A 15,633-nucleotide genomic window follows, 5' to 3' on the forward strand; every position below is an offset into this window, starting at 1 on the left:
AGCGCTGGCCGGTTACTAGATCATTAAAAAACGTATAGTGCCTCTGAGGTGGCAAGTTAATAAAATTTGTGCTGTCGATATTGGTGAATCTATCCAATCTACATATTGATATGTTGGTGACACCTGTCAAGTAGCTCATTGATCCAGCCAGATACCGTAGCCATCGTCAGCTTTGCAGCATGTCACAGCAACCACATGGGCACTTGCGAATTCAGAAAGATTGAACAAAAGTTAGAAAATAATGGGCTAACGCAGCGGTATTAATGTTCTTATTGTCCTAATAGCTATATATGTTAGTTGTATATTTTTTATATATTGTGGATACTAGTGATGCGTTAACTTTTTAAAAATGCTTATAACACGTTGTAAATAAATTAATTACGAACGTTCTTTGATTTTTTGATTTGATTTGACCTTTAGCTTTGTGGCTTTTACACAAGGCTATGAATTCAGGGAAGTACGTTTTTGCTCAGCTTTTGCATTTTATTGACCGTTATGAGTTTGAAAAATGTGTATCAAAGTACAATGGCGATTTTCGCACACGAGAATTCAATTGCTGGAACCACTTTATTCAACTGTTTTTTGGTCAATTGACCTCTCGTAATTCCTTACGTGATATCTGCACTTGCCTGAAAGCACATAAAAACAAACTTTATCACCTTGGAATCAGAAGTCACGTTAATCAGTCCACACTTTCACGTGCAAATGAGAGCAGAGACTGGAGAATATATGCCGACTTCGGGCAGTACCTTATAGACTTGGTCAGACCCTTGTATGCAACAAATCCAGTTCCTAATGTCAATGTTCGCAATGAGGTGTTTGCACTGGATTCAACAACGATTTCCCTAAGCCTAAAACTATTCACCTGGGCGCCAGGAAAGTATTCACGCGGAGCCATAAAAATACATACACTTTTGGATTTAAGAGGGAATATCCCATCCTTTATCCTTGTTACCGACGGCAAATACCATGATAGCAATATACTTGACGAGCTGTTAGTATCATCAGGAGCGATCTATATCATGGATAAAGCTTACATCGATTTTGCCGCCTTATACAATATGAATGAGTCCGGAGCCTTTTTTATTTCAAGGGCAAAGAGCACAATGGATTACACGGTTGTAGAAAGCAATTTCAACATTGACCCCAAGTCAGGGCTCAGGAGTGATAAAACCATCATACTCAATGGATATAAGTCCAGCAAGCTTTATCCAGAACCGTTGAGGCTTGTGGAATACTATGATGAAGAAAAAGATATTCTTCTTTCGTTTCTGTCAAATAACGATATGCTTTCTGCGCTTGAAATTGCGATACTCTATCAAAAAAGGTGGCAGATAGAGGTTTTCTTCAAGTGGGTGAAACAAAACCTGACCATCAAAACACTTTGGGGGCATTCGAAAAATGCTGTCAATATCCATGTGTGGGTTGCTATAAGCACTTATTTAATAGTAGCTTATCTCAAACATACTTTGAAAAGCAATCTCTCAATATATGAAATTATGCAAATTCTAGGCATATCTGCTTTTGACAAAACCCCTTTGAAACAGCTCCTTACGGATTGTCAAATCAATCAAAATGTCAATGAACAATGGGACTTATTTGATCAGTAAAACTTAACGCATCAGTACTATATTGTGGATCTATTTTGTTTTTTATGGACACCTCTTCTAAAAATAGAATTTTCAAAATATTATCGATCGATGGCGGTGGAATCAAGGGACTTTATTCGGCCAAGATACTCGATCACCTTGAACAGCAGGTCGGGTCACCTATCGGAGAGTACTTTGACTTAATAGCAGGCACCTCTACTGGGGGCTTACTTGCTCTAGCAGTTTCTCTGCGCAAACCAGCATCTGAACTAGTGGAATTTTATAAGGAAAAAGGCCCGTTGATCTTTTCTAACAATTGGTTCCTGTCTAGGCATCTGCGGTCACTTCAACAGCTGTTCCTCCGAAGTAAATATAGATCCGAGTCACTGAGACAGGCGCTGATTGAAATTTTTGGGACAAATACGATCGGTGATGCGCAAAACCTGCTCTGCATACCAAGCTACAACCTAACCTTGGGAGCGAACCGTGTATTTAAATATGACCATGCAGGTTTACCAGGCACGGATAATGGTATGTCCATGGTAGATATTGGTCTTGCGACCTCGGCAGCCCCGACCTATTTTCCGGTGCATAAGCTCAGAGGGCAGTATTTTGCCGACGGGGGCGTATGGGCTAATAATCCTTCCATGTGTGCGTTGCTTGAATCTCTGCGTTTCTTTGCAGGTCCTTCTAAGGAATATTCCGGCGTGAGTATTTTGTCAGTTTCAAGCCTGAACCATGGCGGGGGTTTTCAATTGGAGCCGCGTTGGTACCAAATGGACCACAAAAGTCTATCATTCAGAGAGTGGAACAGTGCGCTATTTCAGACCAGCTTAGATGGACAAAGTAGTTTTGCCGATTTCTTTTTAGAAAAGCTGTCGGGAAACTTTTCATTCGAGCTTAAATACACCAGGATCCCATCATGTGAGATCGCTCCAAAAAATATTCTGGCTGTTGATTTGGACAAGGCCAGCAGAAAATCTTTGGAGGTCCTTGAGGCTTACGGCAACCAACAAGGTCTGGCTTACAGAATGAAAACCGACTTTATAAATGATTTTTTTTCAACGCGTAAATCCTACAATATATAAACGAACATGGCTAATTGTCACCAATCATTTAATGAATTTAACCAGGTGATACGGCTGACCGAAAACCGCCGAAATACACTTATTGCTGCTCGGGACAGTCTTCGTCAGCGTGTCCAGGTATCTTTTGACGGGAAAAAGAACGAATTGCCCGCGGTGACGGAACTGCAGTTCCAAACGCAGGGCTCATTTGTAATGGATACGATAATAAACCCTATCGCGGAAGAATATGACCTGGATGACGGCATTTACTTTATCGGACATCTGCCACGGTCCTCGAGACCCAAAACCAAGGTATTCCATGATTTCGTATATTATAGTATCCTTAACTGGAACAATCAAGTCGAAGAGGTCACCGATAAGGATACCTGTGTAAGGGTACGCTACAAGGGGGGATATGAGCTGTTACTGGAAATGAAACTTGTAGATAAGATCCAGAACCGTTTCCATATTGACCTGCCGATTTACTATACGACCACGAAGCGCTCGCCGGACCTTGCTCATTTGAAGGCGGGCTGGATGACCAGCGATCCTATTGCATTTATTAACTGGTTTGAGGGCAAGGTGAACTCCGGCTTTAAAGAAGCGTTTCTTTATGAGAAAAAGGCCTTCCTAAACGAGTATCGCCAATGGCGCGATCGTATCAGGCAGGAAGACGCTCAATTAAGGCGCATGGTTCGCTACCTGAAAGCCTGGGCCGACTACCAACGAACGCTCGGCCGGGAAATGCCCTGCGGCATCATCCTCACAATTCTTGTTGCCGAAAATTTCGTAGGTTCCGATAGGGACGATATAGCCTTGCAGGCAACACTAGGAAAGATTTTGGCTAAATTGGAAGAGAAATTTTGCTGTTTTCGTCCCACACCACCCACAACTGATGATTTGTTCGAAGGGTATGAGCATGAAGATATATTTATGGAACGCCTCCGCGCCTTTACAGCTTCAGCCCGGCAGGCAATTAATGAAACAAATCCGAAAAGGGCTTGTGGCAAGTGGCAGCTTCATTTTGGAAACCGGTTCTCTTGCGTAAACATGCCCGATATAGAGGAAAATGCCACTACTTATTCCAAACCGGCCATTATTGCCACAAACGCAAAAAGCGCCTGATGGTAGACTTTGCCCGTTCCCGTAAGAACGCGCTTATCCATGTGAATGAGACAGAGTCAGCTGAAAAGCTTTCGGAAAAAGCGCTTCATAGGCTACATAGCATTGAAAAGACTGAACCATCATTGTCTAGGTATGTCGAGGTATGGGCTGTATCTACTGAAGTTTGGTCGGTAGATAATCTTGTGCCGATCACATTGTATGTTGGCCTGCCGGGGGAATTTCCCCTTAAACTGCCAAAAATCTATCTTGCTAAAGCTGACAGGGAACGGCTATCGTACCTGCAGCATGTCGATGATGATGGGCAGGTTTGTGTCTTTGATGTGGATGCGGTACATGTCGATTGGCGAAGGCCAGGAGGGATAGTCTTGGAATGCATTATCAAAGCAAAAAGGACCTTGGAGCAGGGGCTCCGCGGAGAAAATCTTGCGGATTTTGAAGAGGAATTTTCAGCTTATTGGGCGCAGAGGTACGATAAACAGGATAAGGTGCGGACTGAGCTTTCCATGCTAGATCGGAACACTCTCCCATTAGGTCCTTTTGTGAAGCTTGTGTCACTATATCCAGCCTATGAGCAGTATAGATTTTTACTACATAGTGACTCGGAAGAGTTTGAACGGGTAAGAAAATACCTTTCCGGGCAGGGGTGTCAATTTAAAGACGGAACTGCTTTGTTTCTAGGCGTATGTTCTAGTAGCCTACCGTTCTATGAAACCAACGCTTCGGCCCTGGAATTCGTGAAACGGGAATTCCCCGAAATGATGGAAGAATTCCGTCGGTATGTCAGCAAAGGGAACAATTCGATGATTATCCTTTTTGCACGAGCTGTGCAAGGGAAATACATTTTTTACGGGTGGCAACTGGGTCCATTTAACTTGTCCCGCCAAGGCTTCCGAAAATCGGAATTAAAACCTTGGAACGCGTTCACCTCGTCCATACTTGAGGCGAGAAAGCCGGTGACCAGGATAAGTTTTGATACCTTCACCAATGAACGGCTTACAATGAGGACTCAAGGTACTGACCAGCCAGACAGGCCCAGAAGGATTGTAATGATTGGACTTGGCAGTATCGGTTCAAACCTTCTGCAGTATTTTACGGCAACGGAAATCAGCAGGCTTGACCTTGTTGACCCGGATATTTTGGCCATAGAAAATATCCATCGCCATTTACTGGGGATGAGCTATATAAACGGTTATAAGGTCAAGGCATTAGAAGCTTATCTTAAATCCGCTAATCCCCTGTTAGATGTAGTTCCCCACCATATTTCCGTAATTCCCTTCATAAAGGATCATGGCAATGTGCTTCGGGAAGCTGATATGGTGGTCGTTTGCGTGGGCAATACCAACCTTGAAGAATACATACTTTCCAAAATGGGCGAGGTCGGCTGCGAGAATCCGATCATCGTGCTTTGGGTTGAGCCGTTCCTGGTGGGCGCCCACTGTCTCTACATGCATCCCGGTCGTCATTACGACTTTGGTGGCCTATTTGACCAAGGCCTATTCCGATTTAATGTTATTGCTGCTTCCGAATACCGCGACCCACAAAAGACACTTCGGTTGAAAGAAGGCGGTTGCCAATCCTCTTATGTTCCTTACGGCCGACTGAGCATTAGCCGATTCCTTGCAACGCTCGCTCCGCACATCTTCGACCTGTTGGAAAACCTGACTGACCGGGATTGTGTTTTCAGCTTTAAAGGATCCGAGGCTGCCATCCGACAGTCCAACCTGGAATTATCCGAATTTGGCCAGGGCATAAGGCTCAATTGTATACAAATTACAGAACTTAATGACGATCCAAATAGGTAAATATCAGCTTGAATTTAGTTCCGAAGTGCGGACGATCCTTTTAGGGCACAGGCAATTGGGGCGCGCCGATCCGGAGGCCGGTGGTATAGTGCTTGGTCGTTTATTTGAAGATAGGATAAGTATTTGCAGGCTTTCAGTGCCGACCGAGCTCGATAAGCGTTCCCGGAGTTATTTTGAGCGCCACCGTATCAGCGGCCAATCAATTGTGGAATACGAGTTTTTCAACAGTAGCGGACAAATCAACTACTTCGGTGAGTGGCATACTCATCCTGAGGCAAGTCCTACGCCATCGAGTAGAGATATTAAAATGATCCGGGAACAATTCAAGTTAAATACTCTTAACATGGATTTTCTCCTTCTGCTTATTCAGGGCTATTCTCACCTGTTTATTGCTGTATTAGATAAATCAGGCATTGCATCGGCGTCCGTCCCACATCCACAGTAACCAGTGTAGCAGGCAGCAAAATTGATGGACGCTACTAATAAAAATTATAACTAATTTGAAAAAAAATGTGAAATGACCCCTACAGAATTTAACCAATTAGTTGAGACGAGTGGAGAAACTCCAAATCTTGACTTCAAGGGCGACTGTCCGTGGGATGCCCAATCTATGGCGAAAGACTTTATTGCGATGGCGAATACACGGGGAGGCGGGATAATTGTTATCGGCATCGGAGAGTCTCCTGACGGTTCATTCGCAAGGATCGGAGTCAGCAAAGAACACAAGGCGACCTATAATGATGATCTAATGCGTGACAAGCTAATCAAATACATCGATCCGCCAATAAGCTTTAGAATATCGTTCATCGAAGATGCTAATGGGCTGGAATTTGTGGTGATCAGCATTCCTGAATTCTCGGAAGTCCCTCATATCGCCAAAGCGGATATTGATCGAAAATTGAGGGCTAACATAATGTACGTTAGGACAAAGTATGGACGCGCCGCGAGTGTCCCGATATCGAATGCTTCGGACTTTAAGGATTTAGTCGAGTTGGCCGCGCTAAAGCTTATTCAAAAGCGACGGGATTTAGGCTGGTCTTGGGAGCCAGTTGAGAATCCCTTGAAGAAAGCCAGGATGGAGTCGCCTTCCCCTTTGTTGGCCACAATCAAGTCGAGAGGATATTGGAAGGTTGAGTTCACGCCATTAGCACCAGGTAATGTCACGCCTTTAAGTAGATGCCTTGAGGTAGTGGAACGTTCACAGGTACGACTCGGTTGGCCGTTCCCTTGGCTGCCAAGTAATCGAGGTGAAAACGAGAGCCTGCATCCCGGCGACAAATGTTACGAGGCTGAGATAGATTGGAGGGAGCGAAAAGAATTTTGGCGAATGTTCCAGAGCGAGGAATTCGAGTTCTTTGGTGCATTGAGAGAAGATTGGAAGGACCGGACCGATCAGAATCAACGTCCCTATCGAAACGTCCCCGAGAAAGCACTGGGAATAGTCGGCACGGTGTATACAATGTTTACCCAGGTATTTGAATTTGCAGCTGGCTTGCACCGGAATGGGCTGTACGCGAAAGGTTTGAAAATAACGATAACGTTACCCGAGTCCCGGGACCGTCAATTGTATGTTGACCGGGATAACCGTAATGATTTTTATGAGCCCAGGATTACAAAAGCCGGGGAAATAAGCATTAATAGAATACTTACATTCGAACAGCTTTTAGATACAAGAACCGAATCCAGCGAAGCTGTCCTTGAATTTTTACAATACTTTAAATTTCTCCCTGGTTCCGATCAGGTAAGAAACGAACAAGAGAAAATTCTCTTGGGTAACTAGCATAATCCGAATTGGTATTGGGGTTACGTTTAGCATTCTCTGAGGTACAAGAACACAATTATGAGCGCAATAATCGGAATTCTATACGACCAGATGGTAAAAATTGGAGCAGATACGTATGCGCATCAGCCGTTCCAAGTCGGCGACAAACTTGCACGACATCATAATTTCTCCTCAAAAGTCTTTCTACTACCGCACATTCGCTCGGCTTTTGCCTGCACGGGTATGCAAAGATTCGGTAATCTCTTTTATGAATTCGTTCAAACAGCGGTGGTTGGCAAAGACATAAATTGCATATTGAATTTAGACATGACGTTGTTTGATGGTTTCGTCAAAACACGAGAGAGCCAGTTAGTTTACGGCCATATCTATGCCTATGGTTTCGACTTCATCAGAGGCAAATTTCGCGGAGCATATTTGTTTTATGGTGAAGGTTTTGACGGAAACTGGCTCCCGCTTACCAGCAATTCGGATGTCGACCACCCTCGCTATGTAGTGGTCCCGGCTGTGGAAGACTTTATCGAAAAACTCGACCAAAAATATCCAGATGAAAGCCTAAGCGTTGATGCATTCATTGTCGCTGGCATCCAGCTTCAGCGTCAGGAAGATTTAGCAAGAGAACTTAGTGCGCAGGTTGGGATTGGTGGTGAAATAATATTAACCACCTTGGGTTTCAACGGCGAGAATAATTTCACAATTATATCAGAAGTTGTATACGAGTTTCCCGATAAGGATGAAATAGGTGAGATGATGCTTACACCCTCAACGGAATGATAATTCGCCCATAAAAAGATCGACTGGCAGCGCGCCACATTTTCCAGCGCCAAAATCCTAATGATTTTCGATTCCGTAATAAAGGTCGTGGCAATCGCTGCAAATAGCTACCAAGCTATAACCCCATATTGTGCCAATTGGCTTTCTGATGAATGGGTTAAGGGTTCTGATTCCGGTAGTTCAGTCAGCTATTTGGAAGCGGTAGAGGTCTTTTTGCTTGTGGCCAATTAAACTTCTCAAAATCTGCTCGTCCAATTGTACGATGTCCTAAGTCAGTAATCTCCAATAGTTCGCTGATGTTATTAATTTTCGCCAACTCAGCTAGCCGCTTTACAAGTCGGAGAAGATTCGATCTCTGTAGATGGATATATAGGTTACTGCCCCCAGCAGTGCTAGGCATCCCAAAACCTGCAATCCGTAACCGTCAGGAGTAGAGAAAAATGCCCAACTCAATAGTGCGTACAGGGCAATTATGGCAATTACTGTTATAGCTGCGAGACTCCTAGTGGCCTGCCTGACTGAGTCCAAATCTTTCATGCGATTAACACCAACAATCCGGCAAGTTGGCTTGATGTCTGCATCTTCGCCGTCATAGATTATTTTCACCAGAAACATGTCTTTTGAGTTTAAAAGAGTAGGCTCGATCAAAATGGACTGATCATCGATTGAATACCGAAGCTTCAAATTTGTTGGATTGAGCGCCTTGACCTGGCAATCAAGGATACTTAGAGAGCCGTTAAGCTTGATTTCTATGGCTTCATGAAAATCGTCACTCCGGATCGGCAAGAAGCCATAATTTTTGAATTTTATTGAAGCTACGCGAAGCGACTTTACAACAGCGTCTTGATAGAATATGGATAATTGATCTGTAAGGCCTAAGTCTTCCGCAAACACTGACTCTGAAAACTGTATAAAGTACCCTAGCTTCTTTTTTCGAAGCTGAATCATAGCCAGTAACAATCCTGCAACGGTAAGTACGACAGAAATGCCCTGCCACCAAGGCTTCCCCAAAAAATCTCCTATTTGATTCATTTAAATTATTTGCTGATATCGGGTTTACAATCGGAAGCAATATATCAATAGTTAATTACTTCTGCCAGCACTGCCGTTCATCAATCCGTCCGTCGCATGCCTAAGCTGTTGCAATTTAGGCTGTCAAGTGAATCAACTTATGAAAAGTAACTGTAAGTTATTATATTCACTTGTTATGTCTTTCTAACGCTCAGGTATGAATCTTCACTCCAATTTCCGATATCCCTTTTTTAAATACCTTCTAGAAGAATTTTCCGGGGTTTTTCATGAAAGTGACTTTACCAGTCTGAACCGCCTACTTATCTTGTATCATAACCATTTTTCTTTCTCAGTCAATCCGAATAATGTGACAGACTTCCTTGATTCGTACGAGAGAGGGTATTCTGACCGTGAACAATTCTACTGGTGGTTTGGAAAATCTAAACGCCATAGAATTAGACAGGTCAAGTACCGTACAGCATTTATTCTACGACATAACCGCGCCATCTTTGAACGACTTTTGTCGAGAAAGGATTATGCTTCGCCAGAAGCGACATACGAAGCACTTGTTCAAATATCAGATTGGGTACACAACTTAGGGTCAAAAGAGGAGACTGATAGTTTGATAGACTTGGATAGCTGGAAAGGCGAACTCGCTTCTTTACAGCATGCAATAACCCCGGTGGGCGTTTTAAAAAATGTTACACGCTCACAGATGACCGGCCACTTTTACGAGCATTTTGCTGGGACGGATGTTTCCACGAAACGGGATAAATTTAGTCGATTAAAAGACATTTTGGTAGAGCACCAATGGATTGTACCTGTCGATGCCAGCGATACCTACCGATATTTCAAGCAATCGAAGGGCGGACGGCTATATATCGCTGCGCTTTATTACGCCCTTTTGGAAAAGGGGCATATCGAAAAAACTCTTGATGCCCCACATGTAGCCACCCTATTCAATTCCTGGCTTGTGCATGATTTCGAGCAAAGCTCGTTCGTAAAAGCATTCCAAGCTGAGGAGTTAGCTCAATTTAATTGCACAGAAAAGCATGTGCGATATAAGTACATTGAAGAAGCAAGATTGCTTATCCTCAATTTGTAAATATTTGATTCTTTTCTTTCGCTAACGAACGATAGGAAGGAGTTTCTACTACATCACTCTGAATTTTGCCAGCATGTTTTATCCAACAGACAGGCAAAATGAAAAAGAAAACTCCGGATTCGTGCAGCCACAATCCAAACACAAACTCCACTAGACAGACCGTTGCCCCTGTCAAGATCCGTTCCGATCCTGCGGCCAGCTCCGATCATTTCATCGATGTGAATGAAGCAAAGCTGATTTTGAAAACAGTCTCTGCACAGAAGCTTTACTATCACTGTGCCAATGGGCATCTGCCATTTATCCGCCAGGCTGGGAAGCTGTACTTCTCAGAAGCAGTCCTCCGGCTCTGGCACGATAGGATCGAGTCTCGAAAACATTGCAGGGTTGACCGTTGAAACTATGGAGGTAACGAAGGAGTTGGTCTTGAAGCTCTATGAGCGAAAAGATCCTAAGCGCAAGCGAATGCTTTTTGAGTTGTATCACGATCTGTTTACTTCAACAATGTCAGCGAGGTTCCTTATGGATATGATCAACGAAAAACTTTCGACGGAGGTCGTATCGCTGTATGACATCAAATACATCCGCGCTAAAATGAAAAAGTGGGTTGATCGGCAAATGCCAGTTGAAAAAACTGAAAAACCCGAACCTCAGATTCAACCCAAAGCGGCAATGATTTTTCACCGCTCTGAACCTGAGCCATATGTTAAACCATCTAAAAAATATTGACCGATGAAAAACTTACATTTTATAGTGCAAGCCAAAGGAGGCGTAGGTAAATCCATTCTGATGTACCTGTTTGCCCTAAAACACTTTCAGGATCCTAAGTGCCTGTTTATTGACGTCGACGCGTCAACGCAGACCAGTACACGTCAGCTGAAATTCGTACATCAGGATCAATCCGATGTTGCGAGCCTATTAGACGAGAAGGGCCTTTTGATCCGTGATAATTTGCTGGCCTATCTGCAGAGCATCGCAAAGGAAGATTTCGAAGAAGCCTATTTTGATTTTGGCGCACCAGAAAGCGAGCAGCTTCCAGCGCTCATCGAGTACGATATTCCATTGAAGGATTTTGCCGAAGGATTGGGTTTTGAAATCACATTTCATATCGTCATCGGCGGTGGAGGTGCCTATAATCCATCCATCGATTATTTGCTAAGGATATTCGACCTTGTCAAAACAGACTTTGAAATTGTCGTCTGGCAAAGTATGGCTACCTTCCGCAAGTTTCCACATCTAACCCGGGAGCTCAGGGAAAACTGTAAAAGCTCAGGACTGACGTTTCGAAAATTTGGCGATTTTGAACCTGAATCATTTCTGGGGGCAGAAATCCTGACGGGCATCCGCAAGGGTCTTGCACTGGATGCTTATACCATTGGGCCAAGACTCAGGCTTCAACGAGAACTTCAAATCAACTTTGCCGATGTCTAACGAAACGACGAGCAAGCAAACCCTGGCCAGAATCAAAGCAGATTACCTGGCCAGGTACGAAATCGAAATGGACGACTGGTCTGCAACTATCTTGCTAGATAACCAGGTTCAATTTCAAAACATGAATAGTCAGCTAACGGCAGTACTGGACGAGAACCAAAAGCTGAGTGGCAAGATCAAGGATTCCGTGAAGACGATACAGTTTAACTCGATCTTAGAAGCTTTTATCCACGGCTTAGGTAAGGGATTACCGTATTCGATTACTGCACTTTTTCTCGGTATCCTATACTACGTATACATGATCACGTATATCGATTATCAGCGGACTATAGATTTTGTTTCAGCTTACAAAAATGTCTCAGACTATCAGCTACTGATTCAAGAGGGTAAGACGGAAACGACTGCCGGTATCCAATATCTTGTTCTTTCACCGTCGAAGAACGGCAAATATGAATTCGGCAAGAGCTACGAATTTGACTCACGACGGAAATTGGTCAAAGTGCCCTTGCAGCGGAAAAATTGATCCAAAATGGGGCTAGAAAGATCTAAACGCGCTCCAAAAGAATCAATATTGGACATTCGGAGTCGTAAAGAACTCCAAAGAGTCAAAAAGTATTCTAGAAAAATTATTTCAAGGAAAATTGAGCCGGAAGAGGTCACAAAAAATGCTACACGGTGGTTTCCTCCACAGCCAGCTATCGCCGGTACGTCGCAAAAAACTCCGGGAGTCGCACTCCGACCGGCGAGAACTGGCCATGGGAAACCCCTGGACCCGGCTATTCGCCTTGGGGCTCATAGCTAATTGCAACAGACAACTTTAAAATTTAAGACAATGGAAAACCAGAAAACAAAACCAAAAGGCAGACCGCCTAAAAAGACAGAAGCTGCAAGAAGAGATCACTTCTCGGTTTGGGTAACCAAGGATGAAAAGAACAAAATCAATGAGCTGATTGAAAAGAGCGGGCTTTCAGCCAGTCAGTTCTTTTTGACATTGGCACTGGACACGCCTTTCAAAAGGCCCCAGAAGAAAACACTGCCACCTAAAACAGCGGAAACGATCCGGATCCTGGAGCAGCTGGCTGGTATTCTTTCACTGGCCGTTTTGAAAACCAAACACCAGCACTTGCATACGGAGAACTGGAAACAAAGCAGCCAGCAGGTCAGACTTCTCTCCAAGCTAATCGTGCTTTGGATCTTTGAAGACTTCGAGATCCGCACTATGCATAAAACGCTATCCGAAATTGAGCTGTGGATGCAGCAACTTCATGCTTATCTGAGCCAGGTGCTTGCCCCATCCCAAAAAAAAAGCGGTGTCCTTGAAAAGACAGCCAACATATACCAATGCGCCAAAGAGCTTTTTGAAAAGTATGAGCGGTATTACCAATCAGAAGAACTGCAAAACCACATTATCTGGAAATCAGAAATGGAAACTGATCCGGATTTGGTGCACAGCAAAATCAAAGTGGCCATTGAGCAGCTCTTAAAAATGAGAATACCATGATTGGAAAAGCCGGACTGGGCAGTTATGCCAAAGGGATTTTGGAATACTGCTATTACGAAAAAGAGCTAACAGTCAAGCAGCGAAAGAGTCTGACGATTGAAGATGTCAGGGGAGATCTGGTTTATGTTCAACACCTGGCGATCAAAAACCAGCCCGATGGCCGTTACGATCTGGATTATCTCGCCCGTCAGTTTCTGGACAATATGGACAAAAACAGAAATCTCACTAAATTCATGTGGCACCAGTCGTTTAGTTTTCCACCTGGCGAGAAACCGGCTAACGAACAGATTATAAAAATTGCCACTGAATTTGCCAGGGAATTCGGCTTTGAGCAAAATCAGATGCTGGTATTCAAACACTCGGATACCAAGCACGATCATTTCCATATTGTCGCCAACCGTCTCAATTACAACGGCAAGAACACAGCAGACCATTTTAACAATTATGCCAGAACGGGAAAATTTTGCCGGAGGATGGAGCTGAAACTTGGGCTTCAAATCATCCCAGAAATGTATCTGACCGATCCTGAAAGGCAAAAGCAGCAGCATACTAACAAAGCGATCCTGAAACTTAAGGAGCTCATCGATCATAATTTGAGGGAAGTCCGCTCATTGCAGGAGCTGAAAGAAAAACTTCGAGAGCAGAATTACCAAACCTATCTGGGGCGAGGTATCGCCTTTGTCAATACTAAAAATGGGACGAAGATCAAGGGTTCCGAGATTGGGAGGGAATATTCCCTGGCTAACCTTGAAAAGCGGTTAGGGCAGCAGGTGCAGGAAGAACTGAAACAGACTTTGACCGAAGAGTATAAAGGGGAAAGAAAGCGAGGAATCAGAATAGGCTGATCGGTTTAAGGTTTCCTTGAAAAAATACACTGCTAAGATTACCGCACCAACAATACCTTTATTGATGACCAACTATTTATTAGGAGAAAGTATGACCTTAAATTAAATTTAGATGATATTTATTTGAAACAGACCATTCCTTTTCTACCATTGCGATTTCAAAGCAGCCAAGATACTGGAGAACGATTTAATTGTAAAAGCCGAGACATCTTACGACACTTTGGTCAAAACTAGCCAACAGCCATCTGACGAGTCCACATTTTCTCTCACAACCCCTCCGTAATTGACTGAGAGGGGATTGCGAGAAAAAATGTTCTAGGCAAATTGGAAGATTTGGTGCCGACTAATTCCACCATGTCCGACAAATCAAGTCTTAGCTAATTCAATTTAATACAAGTCCATCTTAATGTTAAATAAAGTGCTATGCGGAAGTCGTGACGTATTTTCCGGAAGCCGGTACTCTCCCTTAGTTTACTCCCATATACCTCATTCAGAACCACCCAAATCTTTCAATTAGCTTTTCCTTGTGGTTTCGAGCAACCGGAATAGTCTGATCATTAGATAGTACAAGATAATTACCTTCTCCCCTGACATATTTTTTGATGTGATTCAAACTGACCATATCTGCGGTGAACGCGAAAAAAAATCGCCTTCCCTCCAATACTTCGGAAATATCTCCAAGGGTTTTCGAAACAGTAGGCCGCTGATCGTCAATTAAATGAAAATGGGTGTAATTGTTCTCTGATTCACAGCATATTATTTTATGAATTCCACAAATGACACGGCATTCTGAAAAGGCAGTGCAAATTTTTCCGGCAGGGCTTTCGTATCTCCCTGCAACTGCTGTCTTAAGAAATGAACCCGTGGGCTGGTAGGCCAGCTCCTGGTTTCGGCTTTTGAGACTGCGATGGTTAAATCCTTACCGGAAATCGGTTTTAGCAAGTAATCCAACGCACTGTAACAAAACGCCTTTACTACAAACTGATCATGAGCAGTAGCAAAGGTCAGACTGAACCGGATGTCTCCGATTTTTACAATAGTTCGAATCCATTCATAACTGGCATTGCAATATCAAGAAAGGCAACATCAGGCTCTATTTCTATTATTCTTTTAGCCCTTCTTCGCCGTCAGTTCATGCCGCGCTCACCTGTACTGCGGGCAATACATTTTCAATTGTAAAGCCAGTAGCCTCACACAGTCAGGTTCCGTCATCTATGATTACTGCTTTGAGCATTTTTGTTATATCGGTATCTATATAATGATCATTGTCCCGGCTGAGTTGTTGCTTCCGTCTTTCAGGTCAATGATTTCTGTGTCCGTCTCCACTAGATAAATCTGATTGGTCGTCTGGATTCGTTCAGAGGTCATCTTCATCTCAAATGACTTCTGACGCACGGCAAACTTGCTTTTGTACCCGGCCGCCAGCGCAGGATCAATTCCTTTGTCTGTAATCTCTACGCACAAAAGATTTTCAGATGGCTGCGACACTTCTGTTTTTAAATTTCCGCCCTGTATTTGTACATGCGCGGACATAAATCATTCTATTTACAATCAGTTCCAAAGACCTGACGAACCCGGGCTCTATCAATTCTAATCGGGAATCGAA

General features: G+C 43.6%; 17 protein-coding genes. 14 read left to right on the top strand and 3 right to left on the bottom strand.

The annotated features are described in order from the left end of the window. The first annotated feature begins 443 nt into the window (after window positions 1-443). The 7 genes from DYADSP32_RS01715 (at window position 444) to DYADSP32_RS01745 (ending at window position 8,137) form a co-directional block, all read left to right on the top strand. Window positions 444-1,610: an IS4 family transposase gene (locus DYADSP32_RS01715; protein ID WP_149244316.1), complete on the top strand. Its 1,167-nt coding sequence runs from the start codon at window positions 444-446 to the stop codon at window positions 1,608-1,610. A 44-nt stretch (window positions 1,611-1,654) separates the two neighbouring features. Next, window positions 1,655-2,677 (top strand): CBASS cGAMP-activated phospholipase, encoded by a 1,023-nt coding sequence (locus DYADSP32_RS01720; RefSeq protein WP_149244315.1) that lies wholly within the window; start codon window positions 1,655-1,657, stop codon window positions 2,675-2,677. 6 nt (window positions 2,678-2,683) lie between these two features. Next, window positions 2,684-3,781 carry a CBASS cGAMP synthase gene (locus DYADSP32_RS01725; protein WP_149244314.1) on the top strand — a complete coding sequence of 366 codons (1,098 nt, stop codon included), beginning with the start codon at window positions 2,684-2,686 and terminating at the stop codon, window positions 3,779-3,781. Then, a complete protein-coding gene (locus DYADSP32_RS01730) occupies window positions 3,781-5,583 on the top strand; it encodes an E2/UBC family protein (protein ID WP_149244313.1) in 1,803 nt (600 codons plus the stop codon). The genes DYADSP32_RS01725 and DYADSP32_RS01730 overlap by 1 nt, the downstream gene beginning before the upstream one ends. Then, window positions 5,564-6,028 carry a Mov34/MPN/PAD-1 family protein gene (locus DYADSP32_RS01735; RefSeq protein WP_149244312.1) on the top strand — a complete coding sequence of 155 codons (465 nt, stop codon included), beginning with the start codon at window positions 5,564-5,566 and terminating at the stop codon, window positions 6,026-6,028. The genes DYADSP32_RS01730 and DYADSP32_RS01735 overlap by 20 nt, the downstream gene beginning before the upstream one ends. Window positions 6,029-6,100: 72 nt before the next feature. Continuing rightward, window positions 6,101-7,363 carry an ATP-binding protein gene (locus DYADSP32_RS01740; protein ID WP_149244311.1) on the top strand — a complete coding sequence of 421 codons (1,263 nt, stop codon included), beginning with the start codon at window positions 6,101-6,103 and terminating at the stop codon, window positions 7,361-7,363. A gap of 60 nt (window positions 7,364-7,423) precedes the next feature. Continuing rightward, the gene (locus DYADSP32_RS01745; RefSeq protein ID WP_149244310.1) at window positions 7,424-8,137 is read left to right on the top strand and encodes a hypothetical protein; all 714 of its coding nucleotides are present in this window, start codon (window positions 7,424-7,426) and stop codon (window positions 8,135-8,137) included. A gap of 330 nt (window positions 8,138-8,467) precedes the next feature. On the opposite strand, the gene DYADSP32_RS01750 is transcribed toward DYADSP32_RS01745, so the two are convergent. After that, window positions 8,468-9,169, bottom strand: a complete 702-nt coding sequence (locus DYADSP32_RS01750; protein ID WP_149244309.1) for a hypothetical protein — start codon at window positions 9,167-9,169, stop codon at window positions 8,468-8,470. Between the two features lie 196 nt (window positions 9,170-9,365). Here DYADSP32_RS01750 and DYADSP32_RS01755 point away from each other — a divergent pair, with 196 nt between their 5' ends. The 7 genes from DYADSP32_RS01755 (at window position 9,366) to DYADSP32_RS01785 (ending at window position 14,027) form a co-directional block, all read left to right on the top strand. Continuing rightward, complete coding sequence (locus tag DYADSP32_RS01755) at window positions 9,366-10,253, top strand: hypothetical protein (RefSeq protein WP_149244308.1); 888 nt, start codon at window positions 9,366-9,368, stop codon at window positions 10,251-10,253. Between the two features lie 98 nt (window positions 10,254-10,351). Further along, on the top strand, window positions 10,352-10,648 hold the full coding sequence (locus DYADSP32_RS01760; protein WP_149244307.1) for a helix-turn-helix domain-containing protein: 297 nt from the start codon (window positions 10,352-10,354) through the stop codon (window positions 10,646-10,648). Then, window positions 10,638-10,979: a hypothetical protein gene (locus tag DYADSP32_RS01765; protein WP_414617433.1), complete on the top strand. Its 342-nt coding sequence runs from the start codon at window positions 10,638-10,640 to the stop codon at window positions 10,977-10,979. Before DYADSP32_RS01760 ends, DYADSP32_RS01765 begins: the two co-directional genes overlap by 11 nt. A 3-nt stretch (window positions 10,980-10,982) precedes the next feature. Beyond that, window positions 10,983-11,681 (top strand): hypothetical protein, encoded by a 699-nt coding sequence (locus DYADSP32_RS01770; protein ID WP_149244305.1) that lies wholly within the window; start codon window positions 10,983-10,985, stop codon window positions 11,679-11,681. Then, on the top strand, window positions 11,674-12,204 hold the full coding sequence (locus DYADSP32_RS01775; RefSeq protein WP_149244304.1) for a hypothetical protein: 531 nt from the start codon (window positions 11,674-11,676) through the stop codon (window positions 12,202-12,204). The genes DYADSP32_RS01770 and DYADSP32_RS01775 overlap by 8 nt, the downstream gene beginning before the upstream one ends. Before the next feature lie 309 nt (window positions 12,205-12,513). Next, window positions 12,514-13,182 (top strand): plasmid mobilization protein, encoded by a 669-nt coding sequence (locus DYADSP32_RS01780; protein ID WP_149244303.1) that lies wholly within the window; start codon window positions 12,514-12,516, stop codon window positions 13,180-13,182. Continuing rightward, the gene (locus DYADSP32_RS01785) at window positions 13,179-14,027 is read left to right on the top strand and encodes a relaxase/mobilization nuclease domain-containing protein (RefSeq protein WP_149244302.1); all 849 of its coding nucleotides are present in this window, start codon (window positions 13,179-13,181) and stop codon (window positions 14,025-14,027) included. Before DYADSP32_RS01780 ends, DYADSP32_RS01785 begins: the two co-directional genes overlap by 4 nt. 490 nt (window positions 14,028-14,517) lie before the next feature. On the opposite strand, the gene DYADSP32_RS01790 is transcribed toward DYADSP32_RS01785, so the two are convergent. Both DYADSP32_RS01790 and DYADSP32_RS01795 read right to left on the bottom strand, forming a co-directional pair. Next, entirely contained in the window at window positions 14,518-14,907 is a 390-nt protein-coding gene (locus DYADSP32_RS01790; RefSeq protein WP_149245013.1) for a LytTR family transcriptional regulator DNA-binding domain-containing protein, read from the bottom strand. 371 nt (window positions 14,908-15,278) lie between these two features. Next, window positions 15,279-15,560 carry a hypothetical protein gene (locus DYADSP32_RS01795; RefSeq protein ID WP_149244301.1) on the bottom strand — a complete coding sequence of 94 codons (282 nt, stop codon included), beginning with the start codon at window positions 15,558-15,560 and terminating at the stop codon, window positions 15,279-15,281. Window positions 15,561-15,633: the final 73 nt, after the last annotated feature.

Source organism: Dyadobacter sp. 32 (assembly GCF_902506755.1).
Taxonomy (GTDB): Bacteria; Bacteroidota; Bacteroidia; order Cytophagales; family Spirosomataceae; genus Dyadobacter.